General features: G+C 43.7%; 14 protein-coding genes. 4 read left to right on the top strand and 10 right to left on the bottom strand.

From position 1 onward, the window contains the following. Positions 1-77: 77 nt before the first annotated feature. From CHA6605_RS16945 to smc, 3 genes are read right to left on the bottom strand one after another with little or no spacing between them, the layout of a single operon-like run. Positions 78-809: a hypothetical protein gene (locus CHA6605_RS16945; RefSeq protein WP_015160632.1), complete on the bottom strand. Its 732-nt coding sequence runs from the start codon at positions 807-809 to the stop codon at positions 78-80. A 34-nt stretch (positions 810-843) separates the two neighbouring features. After that, entirely contained in the window at positions 844-1,314 is a 471-nt protein-coding gene (locus tag CHA6605_RS16940; RefSeq protein ID WP_015160631.1) for a hypothetical protein, read from the bottom strand. 58 nt (positions 1,315-1,372) lie between these two features. Beyond that, positions 1,373-4,984, bottom strand: a complete 3,612-nt coding sequence (gene smc, locus CHA6605_RS16935; RefSeq protein WP_041549567.1) for a chromosome segregation protein SMC — start codon at positions 4,982-4,984, stop codon at positions 1,373-1,375. 170 nt (positions 4,985-5,154) lie between these two features. Here smc and CHA6605_RS16930 point away from each other — a divergent pair, with 170 nt between their 5' ends. After that, on the top strand, positions 5,155-5,835 hold the full coding sequence (locus tag CHA6605_RS16930; RefSeq protein WP_015160629.1) for a DUF6882 domain-containing protein: 681 nt from the start codon (positions 5,155-5,157) through the stop codon (positions 5,833-5,835). A 656-nt stretch (positions 5,836-6,491) separates the two neighbouring features. Here the strand turns inward: CHA6605_RS16930 and lysA are convergent. The 4 genes from lysA to argC form a co-directional block, all read right to left on the bottom strand. Further along, complete coding sequence (lysA, locus tag CHA6605_RS16925; protein WP_015160627.1) at positions 6,492-7,901, bottom strand: diaminopimelate decarboxylase; 1,410 nt, start codon at positions 7,899-7,901, stop codon at positions 6,492-6,494. Between the two features lie 157 nt (positions 7,902-8,058). After that, on the bottom strand, positions 8,059-9,180 hold the full coding sequence (locus CHA6605_RS16920; protein WP_015160626.1) for a hybrid sensor histidine kinase/response regulator: 1,122 nt from the start codon (positions 9,178-9,180) through the stop codon (positions 8,059-8,061). Positions 9,181-9,698: 518 nt separating this feature from the next. Beyond that, positions 9,699-9,839 carry a hypothetical protein gene (locus tag CHA6605_RS16915; protein ID WP_015160625.1) on the bottom strand — a complete coding sequence of 47 codons (141 nt, stop codon included), beginning with the start codon at positions 9,837-9,839 and terminating at the stop codon, positions 9,699-9,701. 55 nt (positions 9,840-9,894) lie between these two features. Then, positions 9,895-10,956, bottom strand: a complete 1,062-nt coding sequence (gene argC / locus CHA6605_RS16910; RefSeq protein ID WP_015160624.1) for an N-acetyl-gamma-glutamyl-phosphate reductase — start codon at positions 10,954-10,956, stop codon at positions 9,895-9,897. Positions 10,957-11,064: 108 nt separating this feature from the next. On the opposite strand from argC, the gene ribBA reads away from it, so the two are divergent. The 3 genes from ribBA (at position 11,065) to CHA6605_RS16895 (ending at position 14,704) form a co-directional block, all read left to right on the top strand. Then, positions 11,065-12,831: a bifunctional 3,4-dihydroxy-2-butanone-4-phosphate synthase/GTP cyclohydrolase II gene (ribBA, locus tag CHA6605_RS16905; RefSeq protein ID WP_015160623.1), complete on the top strand. Its 1,767-nt coding sequence runs from the start codon at positions 11,065-11,067 to the stop codon at positions 12,829-12,831. 60 nt (positions 12,832-12,891) lie between these two features. Continuing rightward, the gene (locus CHA6605_RS31750; RefSeq protein ID WP_015160622.1) at positions 12,892-13,683 is read left to right on the top strand and encodes a pentapeptide repeat-containing protein; all 792 of its coding nucleotides are present in this window, start codon (positions 12,892-12,894) and stop codon (positions 13,681-13,683) included. A 121-nt stretch (positions 13,684-13,804) separates the two neighbouring features. Further along, positions 13,805-14,704, top strand: coding sequence for a transposase family protein (locus CHA6605_RS16895; RefSeq protein ID WP_015157789.1), 900 nt, complete (start codon positions 13,805-13,807; stop codon positions 14,702-14,704). A gap of 292 nt (positions 14,705-14,996) precedes the next feature. Here CHA6605_RS16895 and CHA6605_RS16890 read toward each other — a convergent pair whose 3' ends face one another. The 3 genes from CHA6605_RS16890 to atpC form a co-directional block, all read right to left on the bottom strand. Further along, positions 14,997-15,470, bottom strand: a complete 474-nt coding sequence (locus CHA6605_RS16890; RefSeq protein ID WP_015160621.1) for a phosphate-starvation-inducible PsiE family protein — start codon at positions 15,468-15,470, stop codon at positions 14,997-14,999. A 231-nt stretch (positions 15,471-15,701) separates the two neighbouring features. Continuing rightward, complete coding sequence (locus CHA6605_RS16885; RefSeq protein WP_015160620.1) at positions 15,702-16,301, bottom strand: hypothetical protein; 600 nt, start codon at positions 16,299-16,301, stop codon at positions 15,702-15,704. A 277-nt stretch (positions 16,302-16,578) separates the two neighbouring features. Beyond that, positions 16,579-16,983, bottom strand: a complete 405-nt coding sequence (gene atpC / locus CHA6605_RS16880) for an ATP synthase F1 subunit epsilon (protein ID WP_015160619.1) — start codon at positions 16,981-16,983, stop codon at positions 16,579-16,581. Positions 16,984-17,093 lie beyond the last annotated feature (110 nt).

Here is a 17,093-nt window from a genome sequence, read left to right as displayed (position 1 = left end):
CTCCTGTTGTGCAAGATCTCCTAAATATATTCGATCGTTTCGAGCTTAAAATTATAATCGACCGACGATCGAGCTTACTATGTTTGTTTTGTTTCTTCCATCCATCCTTTAATAGCAGCTTCCACAATTTTTATAGATGAATTTTTGGACAAGTATTCATCAAATGCTAACATTGAGCCAGCTTTTAAAGCCCGAACAATCCGAGCTTTAAAATCTGTGTTTCTATCTATTTTCTGGATTGATTCAATAACAGATATTGCATAGTTATTAATTGGATCTGCTTGGGCTTCGATCGCCATTTGTTTAATTAACTCAAATATTTTTTCTTTCTCTGATACTAATAATGTTGAATCAGATTCAACATAAGAATGTAATTGAACCAATACATCTTTGATGCCTGGTTGGTTTGGATTTGGTGAATCTGGTACTACCTCAATTACTTTAAGGACATCAAAGTAGTTAGATGGAGTATCCATTTTGATATCTGCAATATTCTCATTTGATGTATTGTAGACCTCATCTCCAATTCGATTATAATAATCTCCATGTACAACTATTTTTGAATATCGCTTGTCTTCGCCTGCATTGATTTCTTTGTTAGCAGCACTCTTGAATAGATCGATAGAACCAAATATCAAAGCCATTAAGACAAAAAATAATCCTTGCTTTAGGTCGCTACTAAGATCGTTTCTCAATAAAACTAAAGATAATCCTATTGCTAAAAATGATAAGTAATATCCATTGATTAATTCAATTGATGGTGTAAGATTTGATTTTTTTTCAATGTTTTGATTGATTCGATCTTGCATATAATCGGCTTGTATATTAAGGGCTAGCTAATAGCTATTTTGAAAGTAAGTCTTTAATCGTATTAATACTTTTCATTGCATCTTCATTAGATAGAGCCAGTCGTAAGCCTAAAAATAAAAGCGCAGATCCTAAAATTGAATCGGAAGTATACCAGATATATATTCCAGCACCAATGAATGCAGGAATAGCAACGATCTTAAATATAGTTTTGAATTTTACTTCAGTCGATCGAATCTGGCGATCGCTTAATTCTATTTTAGCAATCTCTAAATTTATTGCATCCTGAGTAGCCTTGCGCTCTATATTGGTCTTCTTTTCACTGAGATCGATCGCCATCTGGATAATCTCCAGTCTTTTCTTGTACTCGTCGAGATCTGTTGTGGGAGTTAAGGAGTTTTGTTGCTGGACGATTAGCTCCTGGAAATATAAATCGGGACTATCTCTGTCATTCGGAGTAATTTGGCTATCGCTGCGATCTCCTGAATCTGGAACTAGATTAGACATGACTTAGTTATAACAGGACACGAGGTATAAGCAATGACAGAGATCGACCACAATATCTCTACGCTGAAGTCTTGAGATTGATGCCCAATACCTGAGTATAAGCTCCCCGTGCTTGCGTCACCCCGATCGTCCGATCCGCCGCTTCAATCATCGGACGACGCAGACTCACGACTAGAAACTGAGCTTGATTGGCTTGCTTGCGAATCATCTTCGACAAGCGTTCCACATTCGCCCCATCCAGGAACATATCTACCTCATCGAAGGCGTAGAAGGGCGATGGGCGATAGCGTTGGAGGGCAAAGATAAAACTTAGAGCTGTGAGGGATTTCTCGCCCCCTGACATTGAGGAAAGGCGTTGAACGGGTTTACCTTTAGGGTGGGCGACGAGATTTAAGCCGCCGTTGAAGGGGTTTTCAGCATCTTCTAATTGAAGGAAGCCGTCCCCGTCAGAGAGTTCGGCGAAGATGTTTTGGAAGTTGGCATTGACGGCATCAAAGGCTTCGCTAAATGCTTGGAAGCGCAGGGTGGTGAAGTTTTCGATGCGGAGCAGGAGTTCCATGCTTTCGGCTTCAAGAGTGGCGAGTTTGTCGCTGAGTTCTTGGAGGCGGTTATTGGTTTCTTCGTAAGCTTCGAGGGCGAGCATGTTGACGGGTTCCATTCCTTCCATCCGCTTTTGAAGCAGGCGGATTTGGGATTGGAGGGAGGCGAGGTATTCGTCGGTTTGAGATTCGGGGGGGAGTTCGGGGAGTTCGGCGGGGAGTTCGGTGCGTTGGGTGGCGATTTGGATAATCAGGTTATCGATTTCGGTTTGGCGTTGCTGTTGGAGTTCGGTGAGTTTTTGCTGCTCCCACTGCAATTCTTGGAGGTTGAGGTGGAGTTGGCGCAGTTTGGCTTCGGCTTTGTCGCGTTCTTGTTTGTCGGTGCCAAGTTCTTGTTCGAGGATGACGAGCGATGCTTTGGTGGTGGCGATCGAGTCCCCAATCCCAGTTAGTCTAGTATTAATATCGGTCAACTTGCGATCGAGTCCGCCAATTTGTTCGATATATTCAGATGTCCGTCGCTGATTTTCAGAGATTTTTTCAGTTAAGATACTGCGTTGGCGATCGATTTCTTGGAGTTTTTGCTCGAAGGCGGTTAAGGCTTGTTGGCGTTGATTTAATTGTTGTTCTTGGGATTTAATCTCTGTCTGAATGGCTTGCCAATCGCTGTGAACGCCTGATTTTTCGAGTTCGGCTAGTTCGGCATGAAGCTCCGCGAGGGCGGCTTCCTGGGCGGGTAAGGCTTGTTCTAGTGCAGTAAGATCGGTGATGGTCCGATCGAGATCTTGCTGGTTTTTAAAAATCTGCTGTTGAAGTTGGGTTTGTTGGGTTGTTAATTGCCCGATTTCCTGTTGATTGCGCTCGAAATTGAGTTTGATTTCCCGTTGATTTTGGCGAGTATCAGATACAGCGGTAGTGAGTTTACGGAGTTCGGTATTGCTGTTATTGACTACTTCAATACTGACTTGCAAAATCTGTTCGATTTCGCCCAGCCGCTGCTGGAGACTACGAACTTCGGCAGATTCACTCGCATCGGCGGTACCAAAATGGAGCGTGGATTTTTGGGAAATATTACCCCCCGTCATTGCCCCGCTGGATTCGAGCAATTCGCCATCGAGCGTAACGATCCGATGTCTGCCTAATAAACTCCGCGCTCGATCGAGCCTGTCGAATACAATTGTCCCACCAAACACATAATTAAAGATATTCTCATACTCGCGATCGAAGTCTACCAAATTGACGGCATAATCGATAAAACCTTGAGTCGCTCTGAGTGCGGCATTCTCTTTTAATGGCTGAGCATTAATCTTATTTAATGGTAAAAATGTCGCCCGTCCGCCGCGTTTTTGTTTGAGAATTTCGATCGCGCGCGAAGCAACGCCATCATCCTCGACGACTAAGTTACCCATTCTCGCTCCAGCAGCAATCTCTAGAGCCAATTGATAAGCCGGAGCGACGTTACCTAATTGGGCTACCAAGCCATAGACGCCAGGAATTTTGGCTTCTTTAATAATTTTGGTCGCAAAAGTGCCTTGGGCTTCTGCTTGCGCCTGATTTTGGGCTTCTAATTTATCTACTAATCGCTGTTTGTCGCGCTGTTCTTGTAATAATCTTTTTTGGGTTTCGAGTTGGGTATCGACATTTGCTTGAACGGCGTTAAGTTTATTCTCTAATACCGCTAAGTCGCCAGTAGCTTGAGCGAGTTTATTTTCTAAGTCAGAAACCTTGTTTTGGTTTGCTGCTAATTCTGGCGTAACAGTTGCCAATCGTGCGGTTTCTTCAGCAATTTTTGCAGTTAATTGACTGCGACGTTCGGTAAGTTGCGCTTGAGCTGTGCGCTGTTTACTTAATAGTTGCAGAGTCGTTTCGATCTGCCGACTAACTTGAGTTTGTTCCTCTACCCACGCCGTCGATGCAGATGCGATCGAGCTGGCTTTTTCTTTGGTTAATTCTAGTTGATATTTGGCTTCATCACGATCGGCTACCGACTTTTTCAGTTGGGTAGTTTCTAACTGCTGCTGCTCGCTAGTTAAACGATGAAATTCTTGCTCGTAATTAGCTAATTGATTTGCGGATTGCTGTTGGTTAGTATGAGTGTTCGATCGAGTTGCGGTTAGTTCTTCTTTTTGCAGTGTCAGTTGCCGCTGCTCTGCCTGTTGCGTTGCCAGTTCCGCTTGAGCGGCTAATAATTTCTCTTCACCCAATGCCCGTACGCACGCATTCAATCGTTCGACTTCCGCCGTCGTCGTGCCGATTTCTCCTTGCAAATCGACGAGTTGTTTGTCCAGCTCGCCTAGAGCAATTTTTCCCTTACCTAAATCTGTTTGAATTGTCGCCTGTTTCTGTTGTAAATTTTGCCACTTTAAGACCACCTCTTCGACAGATTTCTGTTGAAACTCCGTCCGCAATCTTTGGTACTTCTCCGCCTTAATCTTATCCTGTGCTAACTTATCCCGTTGCACCACCAATTCTGCGGCGACGATATTACATTTCTCGACCTTTTCCTTGACCTCATCTAGTGTATCCTTCGCGCGATCGATCTTGCGATCGAATGCTGCCACACCTGCCAACTCGTCGATAATTTCCCGCCGCTCCTTACTATTCATCGAGATGATGCTGGTGACATCCCCCTGCAACACGACATTATAGCCCTCAGGATAAATCCGCAGCGCGTTCAATTGCTCGTGCAACTCCGCCAGATTGCAAGCCTCGCCATTAATCGCATAATTCGACGTATAACCGCCCTGAGCATTCACCCGCAACCGCCGCGTCACCACCCACTCATTCGCCAACCGCTGCTTCGGCGGAGCAGGGGAGACACTACTGACATCTACAACCTCAATTTCTGGTGCTGGCTCATCATCATTTTCCAGATCGAACGTCACCGTCACAATCGCTTCAGACGCGCCTTTGTGATTCGATCGATCGTGATTGACTAAATCCGGCAACCGTTCCGCCCGCATCCCTTTGGAGCTAGCCAATCCCAGACAAAATAATAGTGCGTCGAGAATATTCGATTTACCGGAACCATTCGGCCCCGATACCACGGTAAATCCGGGTAAGATCGGGACTTTGGTAGTACCACCGAAGGACTTGAAATGGGACAGTTCTACCTGTTTGATGTGTACCATAAGTTCTAGATGCATCCCTTGGCGGCACGAGTCCGCATTTTCCCAAGAGTTTATCTTAGCAGAGAATCCCTACTATGTAGCGTCTGGGTCGAATCTGTTTGTGTGTTTGGGCAAACTCGATCGAATTATTAGGGAACACTTAATGATACTAAGACTAGATACTATCGATTATGAATGTCTTCACTAAGATTCTTTCACAGCAGGTTGGTACTGCATTTGCCAAACAAATCCAGTTCGGTCAATTCCTTGGAGAGCGAAATTTTAATATCAACATCAAGCAAGGAGTAGTAGCATTTGGAGCGGATCTTCAGTATCCAATTCAATTGCTAGGGACAGAAGCTGAGGGAGATAATTCATGGCTATGGGCTTGGGCTAATGAGGGCAGCAATTTTTCAACAAATATATTGCAGTCTTGCAATGCTTTACGTGATTTTGGCAATCAGCATACTATCGAAGAGTTTACAAATCGAAGTTTTTCACTTGATGTCGTTGATGGGCATTCAATATCCCTTGCAGCGTCAGGTTTAAACGATAATAAATGTTGTTATTATCGCGCTCCTTATTCTGGTGGTGCCTTGTTTTTTCTAGTCTTCAATGTCCCAAATGAAGTTTTCTCCTCTATAGATGCGGCTCAAGCAATTGAGGTAATTACTGACGTTATTTCCAATGTGGATGTCGAGCATTGGATTATGTGTGAGTCGTTTCTCAATTCACAAGGGTTCACCGTTGAATTATCGGAAGATAAAATAAACGCTATCCGTGGCAATGATACAATTAAAATAATATTTGATTCTCAAAAGCGAATATCAGAGATTAGTGGTTCCCTTCAGCCACAGTTGTTAGCAACTTAATTATGTATTTGCAATATGATTCTCCAGGCGAGAGGCTACGCTGACTAACGAATCACCATAAAATCAAAAATCTGTAGGGGCGGGTTTATGCCATTAATTTCGATTGTAACAATAACCTTTGTACGAACCCGCCCTCACCCACAATTAACATCCAGATCGAATTTATCGATCGCGTTGGCGAAGAAAAATATTTAGGTTATTGTTGGGGTTGGGCAGGTTTGAATTAGGTCGATTTCAGGTTTGAATCGATCGCACAAACTTGCCCCTACAAGATTAATATTTGTGTCCTGATATTAGTCAGGAAATAGAATCGAGCGATTGAATAATTATAGCCTTTTCATTGGATCGATTCTACCTTTGAGACGCTAAGCGAATGACTCGATCGATTATTAGATCTTGTCATAATATGTAGCGACGCTGAGAGGTATTTATGCAAACCATCCTATTGAGTCATGAAGATGTTAGCAAGATTGCCGATCGACTGTATGAAAGCGGATACACCTGTAGAAGAACAGGAGCGCATTATTAAGGAGTTGGTAGATAGAAGTAAGTAGGACGAGTTCGATCGTGTCGCTTGGATTGACCCGTTCGGCGTTGCTATACTCGATCGACGATCGCATGACGCTTCAATAGCTTCGATCGAGCATCAGATTTGGCTATTTTATCAATCGTTGCGGTAACCGATCGAACCGTAATAGATCGTGATAACTTTCGCGTTGAATAATGATATTTGCTTCGCCGTTATTAACTAAGACAGCCGCCGGACGGGTAATCCGATTGTAGTTAGAAGACATGCTATAGTTATACGCCCCAGTCGCCGGAACGACTAAGATATCTCCAGGTACCGCAGCGGCAATTTGGGCATCTTTAATTAAGATATCGCCAGATTCGCAATGTTTGCCCGCGATCGTGACGGTTTCGGTCATCGGTGCGGACATCTTATTAGCAATCATCGCCCGATATTGGGATTGATACGTAATCGGACGAGGGTTGTCGGACATGCCACCATCAATGCTGATGTAGGTGCGAATTCCCGGTACGGTTTTGTTACCGCCGACGGTGTAAGCGGTGACGCAGCTACTCCCAATCAACGAACGTCCGGGTTCGGATATAACACGAGGATAGGCAATGCCATGGGCGTCACAGGCGATTTTGAGGGCTGTAGCGACGTTTTTTACCCACTCGTCGATGCTTTGCGGATCGTCGGCTTCGGTGTATTTAATGCCCAAACCGCCACCGACGTTAATTTCACTAACGGGTAAGCCGTGACTGAGTGCGAGTTTGTACCACTCCACCATCACCCCAGCTAAATCTTTGTGGGGTTGTTGCTCGAAAATTTGGGAGCCGATGTGCGCGTGAACGCCGATACAGGTAATCGCCGACTGTTTGCTCAACCAACCAAAAACTTCATCGAGCTGATTGGGATCGAAGCCAAATTTGCTATCTAAATGTCCGGTGCGAATGTATTCGTGAGTGTGGCACTCGATTCCTGGCGTGAGCCGAATCATCACGGGGACATTTTTGCCCAGGGAGCTGGCAATCGTGGCGATATTTTCGAGTTCGAGCCAGTTATCGGCAATGATTCGACAGTTTTTGGCGTTGGCGGAGCCTCTCCCCTGGAGAATCGCCAGTTCTAGTTCGGCAACTGATTTATTATTACCGTGGAAGTAGATTTTGTCCGCACTCACGCCCGCTTTAATTGCCGTGAGAATTTCGCCACCCGATACCACGTCGATACCTAAATCTTCACTACCAGCGATCGCGCATACCGCCAAACAACTCCACGCCTTGGACGCATATATTACCAAGGATTCACCAGGATAATATTTCTGCCATCCATCCCGATATTGTTGACAAGCCGTGCGAACTGACTGCTCGTCGAGAATATATAACGGAGAACCAAATTGCTGTACTAACTCAGTGACATCGCAGCCACCGATTTCCAAACAGTCGCTGCCGTTTACTTTAGCAGTGAGCGGGAGAATGTGTTGGTTGGGCGATGCGTCAGGAGTAGTTGAGGGCAAGTACTGGCGGCTGTCGGGATGCGGTGCGGATATCGATACCATTGGACTGTTGAAACTAGAATCTGGATTACTAAATTATAGTGGAAGTGCGATAGCTGTCGCTGGATTGGGAGCATGTGAGATGGGAGAGAGCGTTCGAGAACCAACAAGCGTCAATTCAATTGAGATTGGTAAGTGAAAATCGCGCTGTTGTGCCGTTTTACTTTTGATGCTCTGCTGCGCCCAAAGGCAGCGTGAGATATACGATCGTTTCGTTACGTTCGTTGATATCGATCGCGAAACAACCATCGTACATGCCCACTATTTTCTTAACTACTTTCAAGCCCAATCCTAATTCTTGTTCCTGTAGATTCGAGTTAGAGATCGGTCGATCGATCGGATAATCAGAGCGGCGATCTCCAATCCAAAAGTGGAAGGATTTACCGATAATGCGACCGCACATCTCGATCGTCGTCCCGACATCAGAAAATTTAAAAGCATTATCTAATAATTCTTTGATGATTAGCTCACAATGCTTCGCCGTCACAGCAACTGACGCGATCTGGATGTCGATAATTAAGTCACTTTCCCTATTTATCCATTGAGCTTGAACGATCGAGATCTGCTCGATAATTTCTTTAATATTGCATATCTCATCGGTATATAGTTGCTTCTTCTCGGCAGCAAAATCTAGATACGTCCAAAATTTATAAGTTGTTTTTTGAATATTATTTGCCGACTTACTCGCTAGTTCTACTAAATAACGAGTTTGAGTTGTGCTAAAACGATCTAAATTTGTATTTAGCTCCTCAAGTTGCTCTTGAATACTCGTTAACGGCGTGCTTAGTTCAGTCACAAAACCGATTGCCAAATCACCAACTAATTCGCCGAGATTATTTTCTAATGAGGCAATATTGTTTTGCTGAAGCTTTGATAAGGATTCGATCCGATCGAATTGCTTTTTATTGCGAACCATCGACTTGACTCTAGCTCTGAGTTCGAGACCATCGACTGGTTTATTAATAAAATCGTCTGCACCTGCATCCAAACAAGAAGCTAAAATTGATTTACCAGCAGCCGCTGTCACGATGATAATCGGAATCGATCGCCATTTGCGCATCAATCTTAACCGCTGACATACTGCTAAACCGTCCATTCCTGGCATCATTAAGTCTAGCAAAATTACATCGGGATCGAGTCTATCTATAGCTGCGAATACTTCTTCGCCACTACTAATATAATGCAGGTTGTACTTGTCGATCGTCAGTAATGTCTCAATTAATTCAAAATTAGCTCTTTCGTCATCGACGACCAAAATTGTATGATTATTCATCGCTGCCATGTTACTCACCCTAAACCTAAAGATATTAAATAGCGATCGTCAATTGCTTGGGTTCGACTGGATTAGTCAGCGCATCAGTCAATCCAGCATTTAGACGTTTTCGCGATTGCCTTGGGTAGCTAAAGCGGTGACAACAATAATTGGGACATCAAGCTGTAATAATTAATTGCATATGTATTAATTTACCTCTATTCTTACCCTTGTCGATCGTGTCAAAATTAATACATACAAAGTAATATATTTACCCATTTAAGTAAATATTACTGCATTATTGAGAATTTGTAAATATTACTAGATTAGTGAAAGTTAAATTGTTAATGTAGGAAGTAGAACGATAGACAAATAATACATTAATTTAGCTTGTCTGGAGATTGCTCACTGTCACTAGCTGAGAAAACATTGTATTACTTATTAACACGCGATCCGACGATCGGGCTAGCTCAGATCGACCTTTAAATTGCTTGATGTTATCCGCTTTAGTTCGTATTCGATCGCTTATTAAAAAGTAGATAAATAATTTAGAATAGATAATTTTCAAGTATTTGCAGCAATAGGAGATCGTAAAAAGCGATCGCCAATTTATTCAGAGAATTGGCGATCGCACGAAATTTTTGGGCAGCTAATTCTCCCGCACGCTCGAACTCCCAACGAGCTTGCATTTGCCCACGTCTAATTTGCGCTACTGGTGTCGAATGCTGTGGGCACACCACACGATTAGGGATAAAAACTCATTTGGGGTAGTCCGAGCGTTTCGTCCCAACCCATCATCGCATTCAGACACTGGATCGCCTGTCCGGCTTGACCCTTGATCAAATTATCGATCGCCGACATGACAATTACCCTTCCGGTACGCGGATCGACCTCCACGCCGATGTAGCAAAGATTGGTGCCTGCTGCCCACTTCGTCTGGGGGTATACGCCGCCATCTAAAATTTTGACAAATGGGGAGGAGCGATAAAAAGCTTTGTAAATTACGATCAAATCCTCAGTTACCAAACCAGGGTCGCGAATCGTCGCATACACAGTACTGAGAATGCCTCGCACCATCGGAATTAGATGCGGCGTAAATTGAACTTTGACCTCGTGAGAGGCCAGATCGCTACAGATCTGTTCGATCTCTGGCGTATGGCGGTGTCCAGCCACGCTATAGGCCGTAAAATTATTATCGGCTTCAGCCAGCAATAGATGCGTTTTAGCCTGTCTGCCGCCGCCAGAGGTGCCGGATTTGGCATCGATAATAGCAGTATTGGTATCGATCAAACCTTGTTTGAGCAAGGGGGACAGAGCTAGTAAACTAGCAGTTGGATAACAGCCTGGACAACCGACAATTTTGGCATTGGCAAGTTTAGCTCGATAGAGTTCGGGCAAGCCATAAACGGCCATCGCCGCCGTCTCGCGATCGGTGCGCGGGATCTTGTACCACTGCGTATATACATCTAAATCGGCAAACCGATAATCGGCGGACAGATCTAGAACGCTGCATCCTTTAGCTAAAAGTTGCGGTGCGATCTCGCAGGCTAAACCGTTGGGGAGAGCGAGGAATACTACCTGACAGCGACTAGCGATCGTGGCGACATCGATCGGTTCGATCGGTAAATTAACAACGTGAGCCAGATGCGGATAGAGATCTGCAAAATTTTTACCCGCGCTACTATCGCCACCGAGATATGCAATCTCGATCGCGGGATGATCTTGCAATAAGCGTACCAACTGCACGCCCCCATAACCCGACGCACCGACAATCCCAACTTGAAGACGTTCGATCTGCTCACCCATGAATGTTATGACCTATATAATAAGAAAGCGATCGCCATATTTTTGGTGAGAAATACCAACTAGTTCGACCCAAAACTCAAAACTAATTTTGAGTTAGATCGTACAGCAATGTGGAGACTTTCTCTGCATCGACGATCGTCGCTTGGGGTTTCGACTCGCTTTAATGGACTATATAGTTTAGCAACATTTTACCGATCTGTGATAGCAACTTCTTCTACTGACCCTGCTAATTTTGAGTTTGACACGATCGCCACCGCCCTATCGGACTTTGCAGCGGGCAAAATGGTTGTGGTGGTAGATGATGAAAATCGTGAAAATGAGGGCGACCTGATCTGTGCGGCACAGACGATTACTGCCGATCGAATCAATTTCATGGCGGTCAATGCCAGAGGTTTAATTTGTCTGGCAATGATGGGCAACCAATTAGATCGCTTGGATTTACCTTTGATGGTGACCAATAATACCGACCCCAATCAAACCGCTTTTACAGTCAGTATCGATGCCAGTCATCGCTTGGGCGTGACTACCGGAATTTCTGCCGACGATCGTACCCGCACCATTCAACTAGCGATCGATCCTACTACTCATCCCGAAGATTTACGGCGTCCGGGGCACATTTTCCCCTTGCGCGCTCAAGATGGTGGCGTCCTCAAACGTGCCGGACATACTGAAGCCGCCGTAGATTTAGCCAGACTATCAGGTTTGGCTCCAGCAGGCGTCATCTGTGAGATTCAAAATCCCGATGGCTCGATGGCGCGTCTCCCCGATCTAATTGCCTATGCACGCGCCCACAATCTCAAAATTATTAGCATCGCCGATCTCATTAGTTACCGACTCAAACACGACAGATTCGTCCATCGCGAGGCGGTTACCAAGCTCCCCAGTCAATTTGGGCAGTTTCAGATCTACGGCTATCGCAACCTCCTTGATGCTACCGAAACCGTCGCGATCGTCAAGGGCGATCCGGCCAACTTTATCGACAAACCCGTAATGGTGCGGATGCACTCTGAATGTTTGACGGGTGACGCCCTCGGTTCGCTCCGCTGCGACTGCCGGATGCAGCTCCAAGCCGCCTTAAAGATGATCGAGAATGCTGGAGAGGGTGTAGTGGTTTATCTGCGTCAGGAAGGCCGTGGGATTGGACTGATTAACAAACTCAAAGCTTACTCGCTCCAAGATTTGGGACTCGATACCGTCGAAGCCAATCATCGCCTCGGCTTTGCCGCCGATTTACGCAATTATGGGGTCGGCGCACAGGTGTTAAACGATCTGGGCATTAGCAAAATTCGGTTAATTACTAATAACCCGCGCAAAATCGCTGGACTTAAAGGTTACGGCTTAGAAATGGTCGATCGAGTACCATTACTAATTGAAGCTAATGATTACAACAACGATTATCTTGCCACCAAAGCCGAGAAACTCGGTCACATGCTGCTGCAAACCTATCTAGTCACCGTCGGTATTACCTGGAACGAAGAACCCTTAGATGTGACCGCACGTTACGATCGACTAGATAAACTCCGTCATCTGGCTCAAACTCACAATCTCCTGCTCAAGGAAGAAGCTCGACCCGTCGGTACCGCTCTATTTGGCAATCCTTCACTAACTTTTCATCTCGGCTTCGACCAAGCGAATCTGGCGATCGAAGGTTGGTATCGCGATCGCCATCACCCCTATGTGCGCGCGATTTTCTCGATTTTAGACGAACTTGCGATGTTGCCCCAAGTCAATCGGTTAGAATTTCTGGTAGCAAATGGGCCAGATCCGCTGACTGGCTTGCAAATGCACATCGATCGTCAAACTTATGCCAAATCCACAGTTCCATCGACTTTGAGCGCGCAATTGGAACTTCAGGTGATTTATAGCTTCAGTTAATCTAGAGTCGATACTTTTGCTTGGAACTTCAGCCGATTTTTAGCTTCAGGTAATGAATAATTGACTCTCGCTCAGAGAGGCATCGCCAACGATAACATCATGACCGCTAAAATGAACCGCTGTTTATCCCTTTGCGGGGCGATCCTCCTTTTCGGTATCGCTCCAGTCGCGCTGGCGTACAATCCAGCAGATCTCAAAAAGCTAATTGCGACCAATAAATGCATCGGTTGCGATCTTAGCGGTGCAGATCTCAGTCGCCAACAGTTAGTAAATGCCGATCTTCAAGCCGCCACTCTCGTCGGTGCCAATCTTTCAGGTGCCAATCTTGCCAGTGCCAAACTAGGCGGTGCCAATCTCACCGGAGCGAACCTGACTAGAACCAATCTGACTGGTGCGGTATTACAAGCTGCCAGCCTCATCGATGTGAATTTTGCCAATACCAATCTCACACGCACGGATTTATCCTACGCTAATTTGGTCAATACCAATTTTAGAAGTGCGATTCTGAATCATACCGATCTAGCTGGAGCTAATCTGGCATTAGCAGATTTTACAGGTGTGACTCTCAACGGTACTTCGGTCGAGCGTGCCAATCTCGTGGGTGCTAAAGGCATCAATCCGGCATCGCCAACGCAAAATAATGATGTTACAGCTCCCACCCAAGAAAATGCCCCTGGCCGCATTCGCCAGCGCAAACTTCCCGCTCCAATCGTCCCCAATGTTGACGAAAGTGCTCCTATCATTCGCAATCGTCCGCGCGTTTACCGGATTCCACCAGGATTGGGCAGCCCCCAACGGTTAGTCCCTGGTGGTACGCGCAATACCGAACCAACTAATCTAGGCACGGAGTAATTCCACGTCTTGCATTAAAACAAAGTTTTAATGTTTTAGTGAAAATAGTGAATAGACCTATCCGAAATATAATTCATGGACAAAAAAGGCACTAAAATCGTAAAATAGTATTTTAGCCATAATGAAAAATCCACTAGAATATATTGAAAACTATCCAGAACGAACAAAGCAAATTATCGGAATTAATTACGAGCAGTGGTCGGCATTAGTAGAGATTGCAAAAATTGAGGAAGAAAGATTAAGATTGGCACATGAAAAACAAAAGATTAGGATTAATAAAAAAGGAGGAGGGAGACCTAAAAAACTCACCTTAGAGGAAGAAATATGTTTGTGTGTATTTTATCTAAGGCATTTGCCGACATTTGAAATCCTAGGGTTGCAATTTAGTGTTTCCAAAACAGAAGCGAATGATACATTTAATTACTGGATAAAAATCCTGAGAAAAATACTACCATCTAGCCTAATAGAGGGAGCAAGAAAAGACCGAGAAGAATTGGCAGTGGTGAAAGAAATGCTCGCCGAGTATGAGTTGATTGTAGATAGTTGGGAACAGCCGAGAGAAAGACCTGAAGACAATCAGGTGCAGAAAGAATATTATTCAGGAAAGAAAAAGCAACACACATTTAAAGGGCAGGTAATTACATTACCATCAGGAAAAGATTTAGTCGATGTAGAGGTGGGCAAACAAGGTAAGACTAGTGATATTAGTATATTTAGAGAACAGCAAAAGAAATTTAATATTGAGCAGAAATTTACCGGAGACAAAGGATATCAAGGTGGTATTAATATCAAAATTCCTCAGAAGAAGCCAAGAGGAAAAGAATTAACAGATCTACAAAAAGAGGTGAACAAGGAAATATCTAGTGAAAGAATATATGTAGAACATGTCATTCGCCTAATCAAGATATTTAGGGCGGCCAAAGAAAGATTCCGGATGAAGGGGAATAAATATGAAGAAGTAATACTAACAATATGTGGATTAGTTAGATTGCGACTGGGAACATTGATTTTAGCAGTTTGACGATAGTAAAGAAGCTCGTAAATACAAAAAATACAAAATGGCAATTAATGGGCTAGTTTTTAATAGTAATTAGCTGGACTCCTAGAACTGATTGGGGAAACATATAGAATACACTGTGAAGTGTCTATCGTTCGGAACCTATGCTGAGTCTGCTACACAGGTTTTAGGATAGGTCTAATAGTATATAGTTTTAGTACTTAGCAGTAAGTTTTGAGGTTATTCCATTAATTTTTAGATCGGGTTGCAAGATGTGAGTAACCCTAATTTGGTCGTTGCTGGAGCCAGTAACGCCCTATTTGCTATTAGCACGATTGGTTTGATGAACGATCGCATAACCGACTGATAATGAAAACACAGCGACAGCTAGACCAATGAGATCGCTACTACTCTTCTTTTCCAGATCGAGAATAATAATTTTTCGAGCCACGGCAATTAGCGAAGTCACGATGACTAATTCTACTTGAACGACATGTTTGCGAAGATAAGCAGTAATATTTTCGAGAATTTCTAGCGCGATTAAAACGTTAAGAAATAAGCCAAATAGCTCAAATAAGGTAGTGTTAAAGCTATCGTTACTCGGACGCTCGATCGTCAATAGTAATTTTTCAATCAATGCATAACTTAACTGAGCGAGCGCGATGAAGATAACAATAATCATCCCGATCGATAGGAACTTGGAAACGACCCGTTCGATCGATTCGATCGCTTCTAAAAAGTGCTCGTCATGAGTAAGTATATCTTTTAATCTGCGAAGTATCCGAATCATCGATCGTGTCTACCTTACTCAATTTTTACCGAATATCAAAGTTTTACAGCTCCCGCCCAGAGCAACTTCACATATTTCTTAACAATTATCACCTTTTAAGAGGTGAATATGTTTAAGGCACTAAGCACATCAAGACTTCTTCTAATTCTTGAAAATGTTTAAAATCAGATGGTGAGTACTGACCACCATCTGATACTTTGCTGCTATAAATCGATCGCCAGTGGAGTCAATCTATTTTGTCCAAGTCGTGCTATTTGACCATTTTATACAGTTCGGACTAACCAAAGTGGCAGTATGAACAGCATCATCTGGAAAATTAAAGCTGGCTTGGGATGAACCAATTTTGTTCCCCAAAGCTGGTGGACGACCATATTTACTCATGTCAATTTTCATCTCATCATTATTAGCTCTAGCTCTGCTGATTTTGGGTCCAAATTTGTTTTCATACTTCCAGCTACCATAAAAGGAATTGGCTTCCCATTGAGTACCATTACTCCAACTAATTTTTCCGGCACCATCCAAAGTACCCCTAAAGGTTGTCTCATCACGAAAGTTCACCTCAATTTGGTTAGCACTCAGCATTCTGCCTTTAGCTGTTGGTCTCCTAAAGTTGGACATGTTGACCGTGATGACATTTTGACGTTCATCATATGAAACCGGAATTCCCTTACCTTGGTAATACCAAACTCCTTTAATTGGCGAACATTCAACAGCATTGCTCTGAGGTGTCGCTTGAGCCGTTCCTACATTAGTAGTTAGGCTAGAAGTTAATGAAATCGCTAAGACTGAGTTGGTAGCGATAATTAGAGACAGAGAACGCTGAAACTTCATATTATGAAACTGAACGATAATTCAGTAAGGATATTGTGTTGATATTAACAACAGTGAAAAAAATACGTATTTCGTAAATTTAGATAGATTATATATGTTAAAATTTATGATGACTTTATCTGGAACTTTTTTTGTTTGATATAGTCTGACAATCGCGAGACAATAACTAAGTTTGGTGCTAAGCTTCTCCAATCTTATAACAAAAAGACCCACTCAATTAATAAAATTAAGTAGGTCTGATTGCGAGCGTTACAATCTTAAATTCAGCAATCTCGCTCTAGCCACCAGCAGCTTGCAGTCTAGCTCTGGCGCGTTTAAAAGCTTGGGTCGCTTGAATTTGTTCTTGACGGTTATCTGATGAAACGGTTTCTAATTTTTGTTCGGCTTCGGTAAATTCTTTTTGGGCTTGTTCGCGATCGATTTTTTCGCCTAATTCTGCACCGTTAACTAGTACGGTAACTTCATTATTATCAACTTCAGCAAAACCACCCATTAAAGCAATTGGCGTCCATTTATCTTTACCAGCTTTGACGCGCATTACCGCAGTATCCAAAGCTGTCAATAAAGCTGCGTGACCGCTCAAAATACCCAACTGACCTGTGATACTCGGTAAAATTACTTCGTCTGCCGTGCCATCCCAAACCGTCTTATCTGGGGCAATTACTCTTACTGTTAGTGTCATTTTTAGTAGTTAGTTTTTATAGGTGTTAGACTTTAGGTCTTAGGTGTTAGACTTTAGGTCTTAGATATTGGGTTTTAGGAAGTCAGAATCAATATAATTTGCTTTGTTAG

It is taken from the genome of Chamaesiphon minutus PCC 6605, assembly GCF_000317145.1.
Classification (GTDB): Bacteria; Cyanobacteriota; Cyanobacteriia; order Cyanobacteriales; family Chamaesiphonaceae; genus Chamaesiphon; species Chamaesiphon minutus.
The sequence above is the reverse complement of the archived record's forward strand: the minus strand, read 5'-3'. Positions and strand labels throughout refer to the sequence as shown.